The sequence below is a fragment of the Pedobacter cryoconitis genome (assembly GCF_014200595.1).
GTDB lineage: Bacteria > Bacteroidota > Bacteroidia > Sphingobacteriales > Sphingobacteriaceae > Pedobacter > Pedobacter cryoconitis_C.
Genome location: NZ_JACHCG010000002.1, coordinates 321,177 through 340,957, shown reverse-complemented (window position 1 = coordinate 340,957; position 19,781 = coordinate 321,177). Strand labels below are relative to the sequence as shown.

Genomic DNA, 19,781 nt, shown 5'->3' with positions numbered 1-19,781 from the left:
GCAGTTATAAAATAAAAAAGCCTGTAAACTTTCGGTTTACAGGCCATAATGAGCTTGATATTGGTGTGCCCGAAGAGAGACTCGAACTCTCAAGGATCTTACTCCAACGGCTTCTGAGACCGCAACGTTTACCAATTTCGCCATCCGGGCATTAAAATTCTGGATATCCGCTCTGTGGCGACAAATGTAGCATTATTTCTGAAATGATATAAAATATTCAACAAATTTGTTCACGTTTTACAGGAAAAACTTTTAACAGTAAATCATTTTAAATATCCGGATTGAAAATAATTAAGCTACAAATCAGATAATCTGACAATTACAAATAGACCTCTTACCTGGCAGGCAAGAGGTCTATTTTATTTTTTACTATAAAAATATTATAATTTGATCTTCACAAAATATAACCTGTTACGGTCAACTGTATTCGTAGCGGGCAATAGCTTAGGTGCAAATGAGCCTTTATCTCCCGGAATTACCCCAAAATCATCATCATTGGAGATCACCAAAGTATTTCCATTCACTAAAGCCATCCCTTCTGCTTTATCATGCGGATAAACGGACGGCAGATCTTTTAAAAGATCAAGTACAACAGTTTTGCTGACCGGTACAATGCCTGCGGTCTGAAGGCCCGCCAGATCTTTTAATTGTTCAGGAGTTTTACCCCCAAATAATTTACCGGCTGCACTATTTGTAACATCAGAAATATCGGTAGCCTGAGAAATATCAATTTTAAATACTTTTTTGAAAGTAGCCGGATTAGTTGGCGCCCCTCCATAATCTCCATCTCTTTCCAGGGTTAAAAATGTGGTACTGTTCACCGCCAGGATTTCACTCACTCCTGTTAACGATGCATTTTCCTGTAAATAAGCATATTGTTTAGTCGCACCGGTAGCAATATCAAAAGTTAAAATACGAAGTACAACAGATCCCTTTACTTCTGCTTTAGACGGATTGAACATCGGCGACTGCATAATACCCACTAAAGTTTTTCCATCAGGAGTTATCGTTAGGCCTTCCATACCGCGGTTCGGCTTACGTCTTGCCAGTACCAAAGGAAGTTTACGGCCACCTGTCCCATCTCCAAATGGATTTATCCTTTCAATAGTCTTTCCTGACGGATCAAAGTGAACCAGATGAGGCCCATATTCATCACTCACCCAAAAACTGCCATCAGCAGCGCGCACTAATCCTTCGGAATCAAGCCCGTCCTTACTTGGTGACAGAACTGTCCCATTAAGATCAACAGCTGTTTCATCAGTGGAACCAGCACCTGTCAGATTTGGCAAACCGTTTAAGTTAACTCCGGCAGCATTTTTTAACAATACAGTTTGCTCTAAGACCAGCTTCCCCTCTTTCAAACGGAATTTACCAATCTGAGGCGTAAAGTCAGGCTTACCAAATACTTTTATATTATCAGTAGGGCCATCTGCATTAGGGCCACGGTCGGTTAACAGGTAAAAAACCGCAGGATCATTGGGATCAGCCGCTACAGCAGAACCAAAGCCTCCGTTATATACTTTTACCCCATTCGCAGCAGTCATCAATACCGCAGGGTCTGAAGCTTCGGCCATATCAGGATAGGTCATATTTCCAGTGATTGTTCCCCCATTATTCTTTTTACAGGAATATAAGGATACAGTAAGCATAAGGCAGGATGATAGTATAGCTCTTTTCATAAAAGATGTTTAGATATGTTTTACAAAAAAATGATTACACTATCAACTCAGTGTTAAGTCAATATTGTTTAATAGCCCTACAACTATTTCAAAATTGTATAAGTATTTAATTAATAACGCCGGCATACTACGTTTTCAGTAGAAATTACCTATACTCGTAATATCAAATATTAAAAAGAATCCTATGGCAAAATTTACAACAGGCGCAATTGTAGCGCTAAAATCAGGCGGGCCGAATATGACTGCTGGTACCTTAACAGAAGCCGGTTATGTAACTTGTTTCTGGTTTGATCAGAACCAATCCCTTCAAAGCGTAACCCTGCATGAAGATCTTCTGGTTGAAGCTGTAGTCTAAAAGATAAATTCCTCATTGACCAGATTAATAAGGAATTTATCTAAATTAACTGGATTCTATCAGGAATTCAAAGCATCTTTAACGTCAATCTATGACACAACTTCTGAAAACAATTTCCGCAATAGCTGCCATTGCGATTATTTCCTCTTGCAGTACAGCAAAAAAGGCAGCAATGAATACCAGGTTGCAAAGTTTTAAGTATAACTACTGTGCACCTAACATCCCCTATCTTCAGCATGAAATTCTTTGGAAAGATTCAATCAAAGCTGACCTGTCAAAAACAGGTATTTCCCCGCACGATCAACTCCTTTCTCAGCTCTTAGGTATCAGCAGTGCGATCAATGAACTCTGGGCAATGAAGCATAATATCAAGGACTCTGTTTCCAGAACGTTATTGCTCAAACAAAAAGTAACCAGCAGAATATTACTTGCCCAGACTCAATTACAAGCCGTAGCCGCTGAACTGGATTGCGAGGGAGAAAGAGCTGATATGGCCGCAGCTTATCTGGATGGCATTAATAGTAAAAGAAATACAAAACTAACCGTAGGGTCTGTGATTCTGGGCGCATTAACAACTGTCGCAACCGCAGTTATCACAAAAAACAGCGTGCAAACTGCGGTTGGTGTAGGTGGTGGTTTGGTCAGTGCAGGTTTAGGTGCACTAACTATAAATCCCAAAGGAAAACAGCTGGAGTTTGAACATGATCATAATCTATTGCGTACAATTTGGTCTGAACCCAAAACAAATACAGATTATCCCGAATTTGTGTGGGCAATGCTCCATGAAAAAAGTTTCAGTAATAAAGGAGATGTGACCCTTTCCCAAAGTATTAAAAACAGGTGGATACAGTTTGAGTTTAATGGTCATATTGATCAGGACCAGGAAGCATTACTATTTGGCAAAGGAGGTTATTATCGTTCCGGTGATTTACACACACGCGCAACGATGATTAATCAATTGCAGTCTACAATCCGGTCTCTTAACCAGGATTTAACAAGCCTGATTGCCTTTGTTGCACAAATAGAATGATAACTTCTGAATTGATCCTTTGTCGTTAAACAATATCAATTCAGAAGCTATTTAGCCCGGTTATCTGCAATTCCTGATTAGTTATGCACAATTATCGTAGCAGTAAGTTCTGGTGAACCACTCACCAAACCGTTAACAAACAGGGTATAAATCTTACCATTCTCCAGCACAATACCTGTCAATGAATTTCCGGTCACAGGAACTAAGCCCTGGTCAGCTGATTTTTTTAATTGAAAGCTGAGATTTGTTCCTGCATCTACTTCTTTAAAGGGCCCTAATGTTTTCCAGGTAAGACCATTAATTGTGGATGGGGATTTTCCATTCGTGTATGGAATTACTACCTGATCTCCAAAATCCCCGTAACTAACACCTTTAAAAATAGCTGCTCCACTGGTATAGAAGAAATCAAGTGAAGGGGCATCAGGAGAGAAATTGGCAAACCTGATTTTTGCTTTGCCTGGTGCAGGAAGGGACAAATCATCATAAACCAAAATCAGACTGTCTATATTATTTGGATTTAAAGTGCTTGTCAATCGTTTTTTAACAGTAAACAAGGTATGTGCGAAATCCGCAATAGGCCCATTGGGGCCAGAAAAAGAAGTCGTGTTACTTTCTTGTACAAAGTTTGCACTTCCACCAAAAACATAGGAAGCTTTATAAGAGGTATTCGTGCCTTCAGTCACGTTATACTGAACCTTCCCAAACTGAGTATCGAGATAAGGAGAAGCTGTATTTCTCGACAATAAAGCTGGGGTAACCTTTCTCGTAAAGTCCCAGAAATTTACAGCAACTGGTGAAAGCCGCGCATTCACAAATTTGACTTTAGCACTCAGCGCAGGCCGGTCACCTGCATCAACATCAAGGTAATCTGCTTTATGGCAGCCAGAGAACAGGAATATGGTGCTTATAATAATTATACTTAAGGTTGAATTCTTCATGATCTTATTATTTAAAAGTAGCTGATAACCTGATAAATGGCTGAATACCTGTAGTTGTACCTGCCTGACTGGCGCTTGGGGCCTGAGTTCTGGTAATATTACTTCCCGGCGCGGGAATAGAATAATCACCCAGCACATTGAATAAATTGTTTACCCCGATTGTCGCCTGCAATTCAGGAGTAATCCGGTATCCGGCAGAAAAATCTGTAATCCAGACCGGGTTGAAGTCCTGATAGTAATAATCCGGCTGAGGAAAGTTAGCATTGAGCTGGCTCACTGCTGTCACTTTACCAAAGTATACAGTTCTGAGCAGCAGATTGATTTTCTTATAATTATAAGTGCCTTGCAAAGTGATTTTAGTAGCAGGGATACTTGAAGTAACCCGGGCCTTCTCACTTTCATCAAAAATAATATAACGATAAGCTTCCAGTCCTTTAGGGGTATTTACTTTGGTCAGCCTGGTTTGCTGAAAATTACCACCGGCTAAAAATGCGGCACCTGATCCATCAGGCAATAAGAATTTATAGCTCCCTGTAAATTCAATTCCCTTAGTTCTTGTACTAAATGAGTTATAAAAGAATTTGGCCTGTACAGTTCCGGTTTGTACAAATAACGCTCTTACATCAGCAGGCAGGTTGGTATCCGTCGCAGAAAAGCGTCCGGTATTCCCTACCCTGTCTTTAATATCGATCTGATAAGCATCAAGGGTCAATTCTATATTTTGTAAAGGTTGTGAAGTAATTCCTGCTGAGTATCCTTTAGACCTTTCTGGTTGCAGGGCTGGTATCCCAAGCGCTTTAGTAGCAGGGTTTACATTATTGGCGGTCACCTGGTCAATTGCAACCCCATTCTGGAAAGTAGTAGAGGTTTCTGTATAATAAAACTGAGCCAGATCCGGGGCCCGGAAACCTGTGTTATATCCTCCTCTGATAGCAAGCCATTTGGCAAAACTATACCGTGTGGCTGCTTTGAAAGTACTCACACTTCCAAAATCAGAGTAATTCTCTATACGAAATGCACCGGAAACCAACCATTTATTAGTGACGTTCAATTCCAGATCAGCATAAGCAGCAGAAATAGAGCGCTTGACATCCACAGCATTACCAGGCCGGAAACCAGCATGGATTTGTGAGCCCGGAGATAATCCATTCAAAGGTGTACTGCCGATATTATTAAAATATGGAATACCTCCGGTAGTATATTGTACATCATAAATCGGGCTCAGATCTGCTTTGGAATACGAACTTTCCTCTCCTGCTTTAATCTGATAAGTTTCTACTCTGTACTGACCACCGAAAGCAACATTCAAGCCACTCAATACCTGCTGGAATCTCCGTGTAAAATCAATACTACCACTATTTTGTGAGGCATTATAACTGCCGGCATTAAATGTTCTCGGTGTTTTTTGTCCCAAACTGGCATTCAAAGAATTGGTAATGATATTATCAAAAGCATTTCTTCCGTAAACATTGGATACATCTACATTCCATTCTTTTATTTTCCCTTTCACACCAACCGCAAAAGACTGATCTGTGATAATGTTATCCATTGCAGGCAGAAATCCATCCGGATAAACAAAAGTATTATTTCGCTCTGTCCAGCCAGGCAATCTGTAAACCGCAGTAAATTGGGAATTGCGATGACTAATCCCTCCGAAAGAATAGATTTCAAATCCATCTTTCAAAGGGATAGCTGCATTAAAAGAGAGCAGACCGTCTATAGCTTTATTGGTAGATCCGCGCTGATCGAAAAAGTGACGGTCAATACCCCTTGAAGCCAGTATAGCATCATCAATTTCTTTGGTATAAATCTGATCGAAACCCCTTGTATTAGCTCCTCCTCCATAAGCAGGGCCAATATAAATTCCATCAGAACTTTTTCCTACAGGCAATGAGACTGCTTGTGTTGCATATTCTCCGGTCACATTGAAATAACCCTTAGATCCTAACTTAACGCCAAAATTAGCATTGGTCCGGGTAGTTAAGCCATCTCCTCTGCCACGAATACTTCCAATGGTACTCACCGTTAACTGGTCAACGTTACTTTTCAATACGATATTGATCACACCGGCAATGGCATCAGATCCGTATTGCGCCGCCGCACCATCCCTCAATATTTCAATTCTTTCAATTGCTCCGACAGGAATTGAGTTCAGGTCATACCCGGTTGCACCATTGCCTAATCCACCCCAGCTGATGTTCGAGCTTTTATGTCTTCTTTTACCATTGACCAGCACCAATACCTGGTCCACTCCCAATCCCTTGAGCTGAACCGTAGAGGTTGCTGAGGCCGCGTCGCCACCTCCGGAAACTGAGGAATGGAAAGAAGGAGATACATATTGGAGTAATTGGGTAACACTGGATTGAGGAGCATATTCCTGCAAGGATTTCAGGTCGATAATATCAACCGGAACCGGAGAATTTAACTTGGTTCTGTTCGCACTGCGTGAACCAACAATCTGTAACTCATTGAGATTATTATCAGCTTGCTCCAGGTTGATATTAAATGTGGCAGATTTTCCAATTTCCACTTCCCGGGTTTTATAACCGATATAGGAAATGACCAGAAATCTTCCATTTTTAACTGGTATTTTAAAAGATCCATCTTTTGCAGAGATCGTAACCCCATCCAGTCCTTTGATCTGAATGGAAACACCCGGCAAAGGCAGATGATCTTCTGCGGAATAAATGATGCCATTGATTGTTCTTTGCTGCGCAAATGTATTTGGCGAGATCAGCACGCCCAGAAGAAAAAATAAGAGTAAAATTTGTTTCATGTATACGAGTTAATTTGGACATAACAATGGCCGTTCACAGTCAAAAAAGACTGTAATTCAGCACAGGAAAAAGATAATTCAGTTTATTTCAGGAGAACCTGCCTCATGGCTTTTTCTTTATAAATCTGTCATCGGTTAATGAAATCAGGAATGACTCGAGGTCAGTAATTTCATCTTCAGACAATCCCAGAGGTTTACTTAAGGACAGATCTCTATTTTTACCATTTTTGATAATCAAATCGGGGTTATTGTAATATCTGATTACATCTTTCAAAGTTTTAAACATCCCATTATGCATATATGGTGCTGTTAAGGCCACATTTCTCAGCCCTGGTATTTTAAAATGTCCTTTATGCTCCGGATTTTTGGTCACCTCATACCGGCCTGCATCTTTAAGGTCGTTTTCATTGAATAACCCGATTCCCTTAAAACGGTCAGCAGTAAAGTCTTCTCCAGAATGACAATTGTTACAATTTGCTTTCCCGATAAAGAGCAGTCTTCCACGTTTGGCAGAGGCAGAAACGGCCTGGTCATCTCCATTGATATAACGATCATAAGGACTATTAGCTGTTTCGAGCGTTCTTTCATAAGCAGCAATAGCCAGCAATAGATTTTTTTCAGTGGGTGGGCTATTAAAGATTTTTTGAAATAAATCTGCATAAGCCTGATCTGTTTTCAAACGCTCCACTGCTTCAGCAATAGGAAGGTTCATTTCAACCGGATTGATAATAGGCTGAAGTGCTTGTTCCTCTAAAGAAGCTACTCTTCCATCCCAAAACAGCGTTGGGCGACCGGAAAGATTCGTGATGGACGGAGAGTTCCTGGTGCCTTTAGTACCGCCAACTCCCAGGCTCACTGCTGAGGTATCGGCAAATGCAAATTCCGGTTTATGGCACGATGAACAACTAATGGATTTATCTTTGGAGAGTACCGGATCAAAAAAAAGTTTTTCTCCGAGCTTTTCTTTACTATTAATGACGGCAGGATCATCGGCTCCAAAGCCAGCAAGAATAAATACCAGGAAACTCATGAGCAGAAAAACGTTTATTTTAACGGGGATCATCAGCATATTATTCTTATTTCAATTTACAAAAGGTAAAGGAGGATAAGTTTACCCATCCTTTACCGGTCAAAACATGGGTTATTATTTAGTAGCCGCCAGCTGAATATTCAGTTCAAATTCATCAGAGATTGTTTTGTCCCCAAGGTTCTCAAAGAAGCTCTTAGACCTGAACTTAATACCATATTTAGTTCTGTCAACCAGTATTTTTGCAGTCGCTGTAAGTTTAGACTGGTCAATTTTGACGCTGGCAGGAAAGCTGACTTCGTTCGTGATCCCTTTAATAGTCAGGTCGCCTTTAACATCATAAAGACCCGCACCTTTAGAAACCGCAGAGGTGATCACAAACCTGGCTTTATCAAATTTCTCTACAGCGAAAAAATCATCACTCTTTAAGTGTCCAAGTAATTTTGCGTTACTCTCTTTGTCAGTGATATCAGTGACCACAATAGATTTGGTATCCAGATCAAAGCTTCCGCTTCTTAAAACATTATTCTCTACATTGAGTGCGCCTGAACTCACCGCTATAGTCCCGGAATGTTCTCCGGTAACTTTTTTGGCAAGCCAGGTAAGTTTGCTATGCGCCGCATCTACTTTATAGGGTACCGCTTTTACATATTTCCCAATCGGGTCTTTCAATGGCACTAAAGCCATACGATCGATAATAGAGAAGGAAGAAAGAGCCAGGACTGTTCCAATGGCAACTAATGCATTTATTTGTTTCATATTTTTCTAAGGATTTTGGGTTGCTATTTGTGCACTGAAATAAGAAGCTGGCGGAACTGGTTCTGCCAATAATTCATCCAGTACTTTGTTAAATTTCTTCTCGTATTCTGCATAGTATTTACCGGTCACTGTTCCGGTATAACCTGTATAAATTTCCCGCACTTCTCCTTTACGGTCAATAATGATCGTGGTCGGATAGGCCACAAATTTGTTCAAGGCAGGTAATTTATCGGCAACTAATCTTTTATCAGCCAGGCCACCAAAAAGAATATCATATTTGATATTGTATTTATCACGCAGCTTACCGAGTGTATATTTACCATATTCAAGGTCGTCCTTTTGTTCGAATCCTATCGCAATGGCTTCTACCCCACGGGTTTTATTTTTGTTAAACCAGGGAGACAAAAAGATAGTCTGATCTGTACAGTTTGGACACCAGGTACCTACCAGCTCCACAATAACCACTTTACCTTTGTACTTTTCATCAGTTAACGAAACAGGTTTACCGGTAAGGTCAGGGAAAGTAAAAGCCAGCTTTTTCACCCCGGCTTTCAGCGCGGTCAGGGTATAAGGATCAGGTAATTCCGCTTTGCCGTCTTTAACACCTGTAAACTTCAGGTTATCATAAATCCCCTGGCTAATTTCTCCAGACAAGGTTCCATCTTCATTGATTGTCCCTTTATAAATTTTAGGGCTCGGGCCGCTAAATCCAGACAATACAAATTGATTTCCCTGTACGGTTCCTTCCAGTTCACGGCTATCACCGGTTACCTGCAAAATCACCCCGGTTAATTTATTTCCCGTTTGTTTCAGAATGGCTATTTTATTGGGAACAGCTTCTTTTGAGAAACCTTTAAACTCCCATTTCCCAGATAAATCGGCAGCAGGGGCTACGTCCTTTCCTGGCTCAACAAAACGATAAGATTTACCTTGTTCGGCAGTAAACGGCAAAGCATTCCCCCGCAGTCCGGGTACAAGACTTCTGTATTCCCCGCTGATTTGCCCATCGTTATCTATTTTAGCCACTAATGCAGCGTCATAAGTATTCATCTTGATGAACAAGGAGTCTTTACCCAGATATTCGACATGAAAGTCATCCCTTCTCGTGCCATTCAGCAGCGTGAAAGTCGCATGTTCCACATCCTTTCCTTTCAATTCGAAATTAAAGGGTACTTCAGTTTCACTCACTTTAAAAACACCGCGCCAGATTCCTTCTTTAATGAATTTTTTAGCTGCTTTTGGATCTTCGGTTCTGCCCGCAGCAAAAGAAGCAGAGGAGACTAGTACAGCCAGTGCCAGCACCCCTATTTTTGATACTTTAGTTCTCATAATATATATTTTTGGTAGGTTGATCTTTATTTTCCGGCAGCCGTTGTAGCAACTGCCAGTTGTGGTACAGGTTCAGCGATAAGTTCATCGAGTACTTTATTGAATTTCTTTTCGTACTCCTCGTAATATTTACCGGTAACCGTTCCGGTATACCCGGTATAAATTTCCCTGACATCACCTTTTCTGTCAATAATGATCGTCGTCGGAAAAGCAACAAACTTGTTGAGCGCAGGCAGTTTTTCTGCAACAATCTTTTTGTCTGCTATCCCACCAAATAAGATATCATAGGTAATCCCATATTTCTCTTTCAGTTTACCCAGCGTGTATTTTGCATATTCCAGATCGTCTTTCTGTTCGAAGCCTATTGCAATAGCTTCCACACCACGTTTTTGATTCTTTTTAAACCATGGAGCAAGAAAAACCGTCTGGTCAGTACAGTTTGGGCACCACGTGCCGATAGTCTCAATGATGACAACTTTACCTTTGTATTTATCATCACTGAGGGAAACTTGCTGTCCTTTTAAATCTGGAAAAGTGAAATCAAGTTTCTTATAGCCTTCTTTTAAAAAAGTCAGTTTATAAGGATCCGGTAATTCTGCTTTTTCATTCCGCAAACCGTCAAACTTTAAGTTCTTATAGATTCCAAAACCTTGTTCACCTGTGATGCTGTTATCGTCATTGATTTTTCCTTTCACAATAAACGGGCTTGGGCCTGTAAAACCGGAAAGTTCAAATTCATCACCTTGTACAGTACCTTCCAGTTCACGTGTATCTCCAACAACGGTCATAATCACGCCTGTTAGTTTATTGCCCGATTGCTTTAAGAGTGCGATAGATGCAGGGACGGCTTCTTTAGTGTAGGTTTTGATTTCCCATTTACCAGAAATATTATGTTTTGGAGCAATCTCTTTCCCTGGTTCAACAAAACGGTAGCTTTTACCATATTCTGCTATAAAAGGGAGAGAATTACCTCTGAAGCCGGGTACAAGACTACGATATTCACCAGTTAAGGTACCATTGTCTTCAATTTTAGCGACCAGTGCTGCATCGTAGGTATTCATCTTTACATAGATAGAATCCACACCACGGCGCTCTACATGAAAATCATCGCGTCTTGAACCATTGATCAAAGTCAGCAGTGCATTTTTTAAGTCTTTCCCCTTAAATTCGAAATTAAAAGGAACTTGCGATTCACTGACTGTAAATACACCACGCCAGATCCCTTCTTTTGGAAGGGGTTTTGAATCATTTGCGGAGGCAGTTCCGCTGATCAGTACGACTGAAGTCAGCAGCCCCGCCAGTTTAGAGGAGAATTTAGTTTTCATAATCATCTTTATTAGTGTTAAGTCCTATTTTTATAGTCTTTCATAACAAAGCCACCAGCTCATAACGATTCCCGCCAGTTCATACCAATGAACAGCACTTACGAAGAAGCAAAACAGGAAACCTGAATAGTTACTTGTTATTAATTAATTTATAATCCATTGCTGGATCAGGTTGAGCACTTTTTCCTATGGAAAGTTGCTAGAAGTTCAACGAGACTGCCTCTCCCTTCTTCTGTATAAATCAACTAACTAATGGTGGTGATTAATTAGATGGTAAAGCTGTATATTTAAAATAAATCCTGATACCCCGGTGCTTTGTTGTAAAGAATAGATGACCACCATAATATTCCATCAAAATGCGCCGGGGTATCAGGATTTTAAAATCAAGATTATCAGCTCCGGTAATTGAGTGGATTTAAAACTGCTAAATAACAATTCAACAGCATAAATTATATGATCAAATGTTATTCTTTACGCCATACAACATCGCATAAAATTGCCTGTTAAATCAGTCAGCAATAATTTTTGAAGTTGTAATTTAGCAATCATGGCGAGCGTATTTTTAAATTGGTTCAGCTTATCTATCCTAAAGATAGGAATGAAAAACCGTAAAAACAATTAATACTACTAAAATAGTAGTATTAATTTATAAAACTGTGTTTCTAAGCTAAAAACGCTATTTATTATTCAGCAGGATACAGTACAAAAGAATAAGGATTTGGAACAGGGCTTTTATAAGGACTATATAACCCCAGATAGCTGACCAGTTTACTTTCATCCATTTTATGGATAAAGAAATCTGTTGACAGCAGATAGAATTTAATCAATTCAAAGATCTGGTTTGATTTCTCCGCTTTGATCCCTAAATAATAAAAGGCTTTCCACCTTAAATTAGTGATTACATTATTAGACGAAGAACTGAAATAATCATTGACGTACTGATCTACTCCGGCAGTATCCAGTTTCAGGTAATACAGTTCTTCTCTGATTAACATTACAGCGTGTTTTCGCAGTGCCGGCGACGCGATATATAATGCAGGCGGAAGAATTAATAATCCTGTCCCGATACCTGCCATGGCGATGAATTTTCTTCTTTTCATAGCTAAAATGAATGATCTGCGGAGTACAATGACAGAGCTGATAAAGTCAGTGTTGGATTTGATGCACTAAAAGTAGTAAACGAGCCACTGCCCAGTACGAAAACATTTCTGTACTGATGGTGAACCATATTTTTATCTACCACACTGTCTGCCGCAGTTTTCCCCATTCTTGTGCCCCCTAAAATATGTCCTTCGTTAGGAAAAGGATCAAGGAATTTCAATTTTTCAACAGGAAGACACGATAGAATTCCCGGAAGAACCTTTTTCATGTTTTCCATTCCCTTCAGCGCATAAGCTGACCGGCCTCCTTTAAAATTGATTTCAGGGACCAGCTTATTTGAAGTGGTAGTGATATAATTCGTTACCAATGGTAAATCTTCAAAAATCATCCGGAAAGAAGTCATGTTTAACCATTTACCCCTTTCAAGCCGGATATTATAAGGTGCATTATTGGTTTCGATCAAACAGGCAGCATAATCCTTACGGTGATTGCCATCATACAACATATAACCGTTTGCATTTACCCAGGTACTGCCCCCTGTATTTTTCAGGTTGTCCAGATAAATTAAGACCTGCATACCAAGCTGTTCTCCAAATCCTCTACCAGTCAATGGATTACGATCACCCGAATTTAACAGAATATTGGAATTAAACATCGGATTAGCACCCAGAACGATAACCTCTCCAGCGATCTCAAAATCCTTTCCGTCTTTCACGTAACACACTTTTTTTGCTACGTTGCCTGTGGTTTCCAAACGGTAAACCTGTGCACCATATAAAAGTTCAACCTGCGCATTCTGATAAACGTCAATACCAGAATTCTCTATGGTGAATTTAGCATCTACCGGGCAAACATCACAGCTTGAATTGGCCATACATTGGTTTCTTCCTTTTGTACCCCTGCTTGCTCTTGCAGTAGGCTGGCTGATATACTGATTTCCATATTTCTGGTTCAGTATTTTATCTATCGGACTGAAATTATGAGGTGGAAGCGGGTATTTACTTTTCTTAGGAAAAGGTGTTCCTTCTGGTCCGGAAATAGCCATCAGTTCTTCTGCCTCCTCATAATAAGGATCAAGCTCTTCATAAGTGACCGGCCAGTCGTTTTCTACTCCAAATAATGTCTTCATTTTAAAATCAGATGGCATAAATCTCGGTGTACATCCCCACCAGCAATTGGAACTTCCTCCAAAAGCAGTGGTAAAAGGCCATCTTTTCTCCGGGGTTTTATTAATGATCTGATCTTCCCACGCGTTACCCGAAGCCGGGGAATCAGCAAGCTCCCCTCTTTTGATCTTTAATCTTTCACTATGCGGGAATAACTGCCCGCGTTCAAGCACAAGGATCCTCTTCACTCCTTTATTCTTTTCCAGATACTTTTTCAGAAAAAATGTAGAAGAGAAGCCGGTCCCGACAATAATTAAATCGTAATAATCGTATTTCATCTAATATTTGATGCGTTTTTAAGGAACCAATATAACCATGGAATATCAACAAACATCAAAATGCAAAGCAATGCCGTAAAAAGAAATAAATATAACATAAACCACTTACGTGTATGTAGTTTTTCGGAACCCTGTACCGGAGAATCGTTCAATAATCCAATTCTGAGATACCATGAAAATAACAAAGCGAAAAACGGAAAACTAACCAGTAATTCTATTCTGTCCTTAATCAGGAAAATACCCATAAAAAAGGCAGAGGTAATCGCGTAAAAAAACATAGAGACCAGCAAGCTGTTTTCTGTATAAAACTTAAACGATCTCCGGTACTGACCAGCCGTTTCGGGGTTTCCAATCATCCTGTATTCAGCAAAACGTTTAGTGGCCATTAAAAATGCACCTCCCATCCAGTAAGCAACAATAATACTGGTTGGAGGGAAAGTGTTGATCCAGTCGAAATCCCATTTGCTGTCCGGAGCACCTAATGCCGGAGAAAATATGAACCAGCCCAAACCAAAACGGATAGGATTATTCACTGATTCAGAGAGTACATCCAGAAATACACGCTCTTTACTTCTGAAAGGCCTTACATTATAAATAATCCCCATGAACAGAAGAAATGCGGAAAGCAGGATAAACTTATAGGAGATCAGATAAGCTAATGACAGCCCTGCAATTGCAAGAGCAACGTATTCCAGGTAAACTAATTTTGGGTTTACCGTATAGACAACAGAAGATCTGTTCTTTTTTAAAGGATGGAATCTGTCAAAATCGGCATCCAGATACTCATTGATTACATAGTTTGCCGATGCAATTAAACAAGTACTAATGATCCCAACAATGATTTTAAAGAACAGATGGCTGTCTATTGGTGTTTTAAATACGGATAATGCAAACAGCATTCCAGGTACCATGAAAACGTTTTTCACCCAGCTATCCGGGCGGGCGAGGGCTATATAATCTTTAAGACCCGCCTTTTTTTTAACCGTCATTTACAATCTCTTATTTATAGTGTTCTCTTAAACTATTTGCAAGCACTGTATATAAAGCGCCTGAATTATATTCATTGATATTGAGGTAGCGTATTTTGGCCTGATCAGCACATATTCCATCCAGTTCGTCGCGGTCACCGATATAAAGACACGCTGCTGAATCAACATCAAAATGCTTCATGATATGAAACAAAGCTATTGGTTCCGGCTTCAGACAATTGATCTCTTTATCAGTAGACGCAACCACTAAATCAGCTTCAACTTTTAAAGCTTTTAACTTGTCAGTTGCCCTATAATCTGAGTAAATGGCCACTTTAATCTGATATGCTTTTAGCAGTTGCAAAAATGGATATAATTCAGCGTATCGGCAAGCATATAAATAGGGATTTGGAAATTCAAACATCCATCTTGAAACGACCTTTTTAATTCTTTCCAATGGTGCATTTACTTTAGCTGCACACCACTGATATTGTTCAATTTCTAGATTATTACTGCAATAACCCGCTCTTTTTTCACGCTCGGAACGAAAAAAGTATAAAATCAGAAGATCTTTGAGTTGTATTGGCCTGACTAAATAGTATTTTAGCAATGCATATAACATTTTTCTTCTTAATCCAGACTGATTGTATAAAGTACCATCTACATCAAGAATCAGAACTTTTATTTTCTCCCAATCTATAACATTCACCTATGGCTATTTAAATAATCTTTAAATTTATGAATTATTTGCACTAATTAAAAAGTTTCCAATGACTGAACATCACTCATATGTGTAAAAACCAATCCAGCGATCTCAAAAACCAAAATATTTGGTACAGTATAATTATTGGGTGCGGTATTTTTGTTCGTCTCTTCCATCTTTTATATAACCGCTCCCTGTGGCTGGATGAAGTTTATCTGGCAACCAGCCTGATCAAAATGAATTATATCGAGCTGGTAACACACCCACTGGACTATCAGCAGAAAGCTCCGATTGGTTTTCTATGGAGCGTTAAAACATGCATTCATCTTTTGGGAACGAATGAAATGGTACTGCGTTTATTCCCTATGTTATGTGGTATAGCCGCAATTTTCCTGTTCATTCCTGTAGCGAAGTATTTTCTTCGTCCTCTGGCAGCATTAACGGCGGTTGCCCTGTTAGCGCTGGCCCCTCCTCTTGTTTTCCATTCCGTTGAGATTAAACAGTATTCAACTGAACTGTTTGCTACCGTACTGATCCTGTATATTTATATCCGCTATCAGCATCGGTTAGCCTGGGGCGCACTTCTGACCTGGGGGATTTTAGGGGCAGTAATTCTCTGGTTCTCTTACTCTTCTATATTTATTCTGGCTGGAATGGCCACAGGTATCAGCTGTAAAAATCTTTACAGAAGGGACTGGAAACTATTCTTCAGGCAACTCGTTCCTTTTCTACTATGGGTAGCCGGTTTTGCCCTGAACTACCTGCTGTTTACACACAAACATGCAGAGTCTAAATGGGCAGCTGAATGGTTTGATTTTTACCATTATTTTATGCCATTGCCACCAGCTAACATGGAGGAATTACGCTGGTATCCAGCAGCTTTGTATCATTTAATAGAATATCCGCTCGGCCTGACCTGGAAATTGTATACAGGAAATTCTGTTTTGCTTAAAGCGCTTCTGAATACTCCCTGGTTATCTCTGATCGGGTTATTTTACGGCATATGGCTTTATATTAAAGAGAAAAGATATGCGCTGATCCTGCTATTTCCCTTTTTATTTATGTTCCTGGCTTCAGGACTTAAACTTTATCCTTTAAATGAACGGTTCTGGGTTTTCATTTGTCCTTTGCTTATCCTCTTTATTGTCAATGGAACTGATCAGATTGCTTCCTTTTTCAAATCAGACAAAATCAACCTGCTGTTATTTATACTCTTAATAATAGCACCAGTTTACAATTCTGTACAAGCAATGATCCATCCCGATGAATTTATCATTCATAAAAGATCTTTTCAAAAACAGGCGCTGGCTTATATCAATAGTCATTTTCAACCGGGCGATTTAGTTTATGTATACTGGAATGACCTGCCTGGCTATCGTTTTTACAAGCATACCTACCCTTATAATTTTACCGCACTTGAAGGAGGAGATTACCGCAAAGTTTCAACCAGCTATCCGGACTATTTAAATCATTTACAAAAGGACTTTAAATCATTTGAAGGAAAGAAAAGGATCTGGGTGATTTACAATCATCTTATTCTAACTGATATTGGCGATGAAATAGATCAGCCCGCCTGGTATTATTTAAAAAATATCAATCCTGCAGATCGCCTGATGAACCACCTCTCCAAATTGGGGAAACAGCAAAATGTTTATACCTCATTTGATGTAAAGGTTGTTTTGATTACGCTGAAACCTTAAAAAAAAGCGGCTCTTCAACAAAGAAGAGCCGCCTCGCTAAGTTTTGATTTATGAGCCCGTGGGCAGTGGTAGTTTATTTCCAGAAGTATTAATCTTATACCAGGTTTTATTTTCATAAAGCGCACCTTCATGTTTGCCTTTATGCTGATTAACATCGATTCCCAATACTTTGCCTTGGTAATAAAAGCCAACATTACCGGCAGTAATCGTATGTCCGACAATGATTCTTTTCACTTTGTAAAGCGAGAGTGTCTGGTCAACTTCTTCCGGGGTTGCTTTGGGTTCGATAAAATATCCGCGGTACCAAAACAAAGAAGAACGTGTACCATCAAAGAATTTTCTGGTCACACTGTCCGTTATTAAATCACGTTTTTTTGCTTTGTCGTAATACGGACGGCATTTAGTATTGATTTCAGTCAGCCCCATTTTCAACGTATTGATTACTGGTGCAACTCCTGCATGCAGGCAAAGGTTATCCCCAATTTTCTCGATCAGATTTTTACTCCTCAGCCAACGCCCCATTTCTGTGTCCTGACTATAAAGTTCTTTATAATCCAGTCCCATCAACTTTGCATTTTCAAAATATTTAGTCTCTACATAACGTAAGTCGCCGCTCAGGTTCATGATATCGTGGTTGCCCAGAATAGTGTGCAGATAACCCCCTTTAGCTTTAGCCTCCTGTTCCAGCTTATACAGCAGCCAGAGCGTAGCCGGAACCTCTTTTCCACGGTCAAACAAGTCGCCGCAGATAACCAGGTGTCCTTTTCCAAAAATCCAGTGATACTGTTCATCCATTATTTTATTAGCCAGTAATAGTTTTCTGAAAGCTTCAAATTCCCCTTCTATATCAGAAAGCGCAATCATCCGGTCTGGTTGTTTAAATTCCGCAGGTTCATTTTGAAGAACCCTTTGCAATTTCACCGTAAAATCCCATTCCGGATGATCAGAAAACTGAACTTTTAAAGGAAGGCCAGCTTGAGCTGAAAAACGTTGAACCTTAGCCTTTCGGACACCGTCTTCAAGCTTTATACTGTGTACCTCTATCTGCTCTTTTTGATAAAGTACATAAGGGCCATCGTTCACATTTACCTGACCAGCAGTATCGGCATTCAGCCCTATACTATTGATCAAAAGCGGCAATACCAGCGTTAGTAAATTCATATGTTGATTTATTTATAACCTTGATTTTGTTCCATATTCGGATTCGCATTCATTTCAGCTAAAGGAATTGGCAGCACAGTTTTCAAAGAAGTGTTCGCTACAGGTATAGTAATACCACCTGTGCGGTATTTAACAAATCCTGCCTTGTTGCGTGTCAGATCAAACAAACGATGTCCCTCAAAAGCGAACTCTTTACGGTTTTCAACAAGAATAAGGTTTTGTAAAGCTGTTCCGGTTTCCGTAGTGGTTGGTTTTGTTGTATCTGCACGTTTCGCAACCACATCCAAATCGGCCGCCGCTAAACCATCCTTACCTTGTTTTGCCCTTGCTTCTGCTCTGATTAAATAAACCTCTGATAAACGGATCACTTTAACCCCTTCCTCATAAGTGGAAATATTGTTATACTTCGTGATCACAAAAGCAGGATCTTCACCACCGCTGCCACTTCTTTTACTTTTAGTCATAAAACCTCTGCGCACATCGGTACTCTTGTATAAATTATACAAATCATCAGTTGCCAGACCATCTCCATAACTTGCACCCTGTAATAAAAAGCTGGATAATGCATCCTGAGCCAGGTTATCTGTCAATGTATATTGTACCTCAAAGATAGCCTCACTATTGTTTTGAGTCCTGAAATTCGTCGAGCCAGTAACATAATTCGCGTTGCTTAATAAAGTGTATTTATTACTATTGATGACCTCTGTAGCTAATGCTTCTGCATTTACCCAGTCGCCCATATACAAATAGACTCTGGACAATAAAGCTTTTGCTGCATAATGTGCGATATGTCCTCTGTTAGAAGCACTGAAGCCTATTGGCGCAGCCGCAGGAAGTAAAGTAATCGCTTTTTGCAGATCACTAACCAGCTGCGTATATCCTTCTTTAACCGTATTTCTTTTTGGAGAAATCACATCTTCTTTACTTGTCCCGCTTTTAATCACTACAGGGATTCCGATATGACTGGCATCAGCCGATGCGTTGTAAGGCGCAGCATATAAACGCAATAGATCAAAATGAGCCAGTGCCCTTAGCGTATAAGCCTCCCCGATCAGATGTTTCATTTCACCAGACTCCGTTTCAGGAACAACCAGCTGCTCCCCTTTGGAAATAATGATATTCGCATTGACGATCGTTTTATACAATGTATTCCAGGAACCTGACGCAGTACCGTCATTTACTGTTGTAATGTACTGATCATAGCTCGTATAGCGGTTAGAATTCCTTCTGCTGATATACAGATTATCCGACATCACCTCTGGCAGTACAACTAAACTGCGCCCATAATAAGCTGCGCTTTGTAAAAGGCTATAAGTTCCCATCACAGCCGCCCTGGTACTTGGTAAATCTACAACTACCATATTCACATCAGTCTGCTGCTCCGGATTAATTTCCAGAAAGTCCTTTTTACAAGAGCCAAAGGATAGGGCCATCATAATTAGCGGTAATATTTTATATACTTGTTTCATCATTTTCATCTGAATAG

At 39.9% G+C, this 19,781-nt stretch carries 16 protein-coding genes, 1 tRNA gene and 1 riboswitch; of the genes, 3 read left to right on the top strand and 14 right to left on the bottom strand.

What is annotated here, in order from left to right:
- Nucleotides 1–66: 66 nt before the first annotated feature.
- Both HDE70_RS15400 and HDE70_RS15395 read right to left on the bottom strand, forming a co-directional pair.
- Nucleotides 67–150 (bottom strand) — tRNA-Leu (locus HDE70_RS15400).
- 230 nt (nt 151–380) lie between these two features.
- Nucleotides 381–1,679: an esterase-like activity of phytase family protein gene (locus tag HDE70_RS15395; protein WP_183891157.1), complete on the bottom strand. Its 1,299-nt coding sequence runs from the start codon at nt 1,677–1,679 to the stop codon at nt 381–383.
- Nucleotides 1,680–1,863: 184 nt separating this feature from the next.
- Here HDE70_RS15395 and HDE70_RS15390 point away from each other — a divergent pair, with 184 nt between their 5' ends.
- Entirely contained in the window at nt 1,864–2,034 is a 171-nt protein-coding gene (locus tag HDE70_RS15390) for a DUF2158 domain-containing protein (protein ID WP_183868020.1), read from the top strand.
- Nucleotides 2,035–2,125: 91 nt separating this feature from the next.
- On the top strand, nt 2,126–3,064 hold the full coding sequence (locus HDE70_RS15385) for a hypothetical protein (protein ID WP_183868019.1): 939 nt from the start codon (nt 2,126–2,128) through the stop codon (nt 3,062–3,064).
- Nucleotides 3,065–3,141: 77 nt separating this feature from the next.
- On the opposite strand, the gene HDE70_RS15380 is transcribed toward HDE70_RS15385, so the two are convergent.
- From HDE70_RS15380 to HDE70_RS15335, 10 genes are all read right to left on the bottom strand, one after another.
- Nucleotides 3,142–4,002 (bottom strand): DUF4397 domain-containing protein, encoded by an 861-nt coding sequence (locus tag HDE70_RS15380; protein ID WP_183868018.1) that lies wholly within the window; start codon nt 4,000–4,002, stop codon nt 3,142–3,144.
- Nucleotides 4,003–4,009: 7 nt separating this feature from the next.
- Nucleotides 4,010–6,778 (bottom strand): TonB-dependent receptor, encoded by a 2,769-nt coding sequence (locus tag HDE70_RS15375; RefSeq protein WP_183891156.1) that lies wholly within the window; start codon nt 6,776–6,778, stop codon nt 4,010–4,012.
- Between the two features lie 103 nt (nt 6,779–6,881).
- Nucleotides 6,882–7,847, bottom strand: a complete 966-nt coding sequence (locus tag HDE70_RS15370) for a cytochrome-c peroxidase (RefSeq protein WP_221302081.1) — start codon at nt 7,845–7,847, stop codon at nt 6,882–6,884.
- 75 nt (nt 7,848–7,922) lie between these two features.
- A complete protein-coding gene (locus HDE70_RS15365) occupies nt 7,923–8,564 on the bottom strand; it encodes a YceI family protein (protein WP_183868016.1) in 642 nt (213 codons plus the stop codon).
- Nucleotides 8,565–8,570: 6 nt separating this feature from the next.
- Nucleotides 8,571–9,893 (bottom strand): peroxiredoxin family protein, encoded by a 1,323-nt coding sequence (locus tag HDE70_RS15360; RefSeq protein WP_183891155.1) that lies wholly within the window; start codon nt 9,891–9,893, stop codon nt 8,571–8,573.
- A 26-nt stretch (nt 9,894–9,919) separates the two neighbouring features.
- Complete coding sequence (locus HDE70_RS15355; protein WP_183891154.1) at nt 9,920–11,218, bottom strand: peroxiredoxin family protein; 1,299 nt, start codon at nt 11,216–11,218, stop codon at nt 9,920–9,922.
- Nucleotides 11,219–11,364: 146 nt separating this feature from the next.
- Nucleotides 11,365–11,461: riboswitch (SAM riboswitch) on the bottom strand.
- 440 nt (nt 11,462–11,901) lie between these two features.
- Complete coding sequence (locus HDE70_RS15350; RefSeq protein ID WP_183868013.1) at nt 11,902–12,318, bottom strand: hypothetical protein; 417 nt, start codon at nt 12,316–12,318, stop codon at nt 11,902–11,904.
- Between the two features lie 2 nt (nt 12,319–12,320).
- Nucleotides 12,321–13,763 carry a GMC oxidoreductase gene (locus HDE70_RS15345; protein ID WP_183891153.1) on the bottom strand — a complete coding sequence of 481 codons (1,443 nt, stop codon included), beginning with the start codon at nt 13,761–13,763 and terminating at the stop codon, nt 12,321–12,323.
- On the bottom strand, nt 13,760–14,752 hold the full coding sequence (locus HDE70_RS15340; RefSeq protein ID WP_183868011.1) for a UbiA prenyltransferase family protein: 993 nt from the start codon (nt 14,750–14,752) through the stop codon (nt 13,760–13,762). Before HDE70_RS15340 ends, HDE70_RS15345 begins: the two co-directional genes overlap by 4 nt.
- A gap of 10 nt (nt 14,753–14,762) precedes the next feature.
- A complete protein-coding gene (locus tag HDE70_RS15335) occupies nt 14,763–15,440 on the bottom strand; it encodes an HAD family hydrolase (protein ID WP_183868010.1) in 678 nt (225 codons plus the stop codon).
- An 80-nt stretch (nt 15,441–15,520) separates the two neighbouring features.
- Between HDE70_RS15335 and HDE70_RS15330 the strand changes: the two genes are divergently transcribed.
- Nucleotides 15,521–17,134 carry an ArnT family glycosyltransferase gene (locus tag HDE70_RS15330; RefSeq protein ID WP_183891152.1) on the top strand — a complete coding sequence of 538 codons (1,614 nt, stop codon included), beginning with the start codon at nt 15,521–15,523 and terminating at the stop codon, nt 17,132–17,134.
- 48 nt (nt 17,135–17,182) lie between these two features.
- Here HDE70_RS15330 and HDE70_RS15325 read toward each other — a convergent pair whose 3' ends face one another.
- A complete protein-coding gene (locus tag HDE70_RS15325; RefSeq protein WP_183891151.1) occupies nt 17,183–18,295 on the bottom strand; it encodes a metallophosphoesterase in 1,113 nt (370 codons plus the stop codon).
- Between the two features lie 8 nt (nt 18,296–18,303).
- Nucleotides 18,304–19,767: a RagB/SusD family nutrient uptake outer membrane protein gene (locus tag HDE70_RS15320; RefSeq protein WP_183891150.1), complete on the bottom strand. Its 1,464-nt coding sequence runs from the start codon at nt 19,765–19,767 to the stop codon at nt 18,304–18,306.
- Nucleotides 19,768–19,781 lie beyond the last annotated feature (14 nt).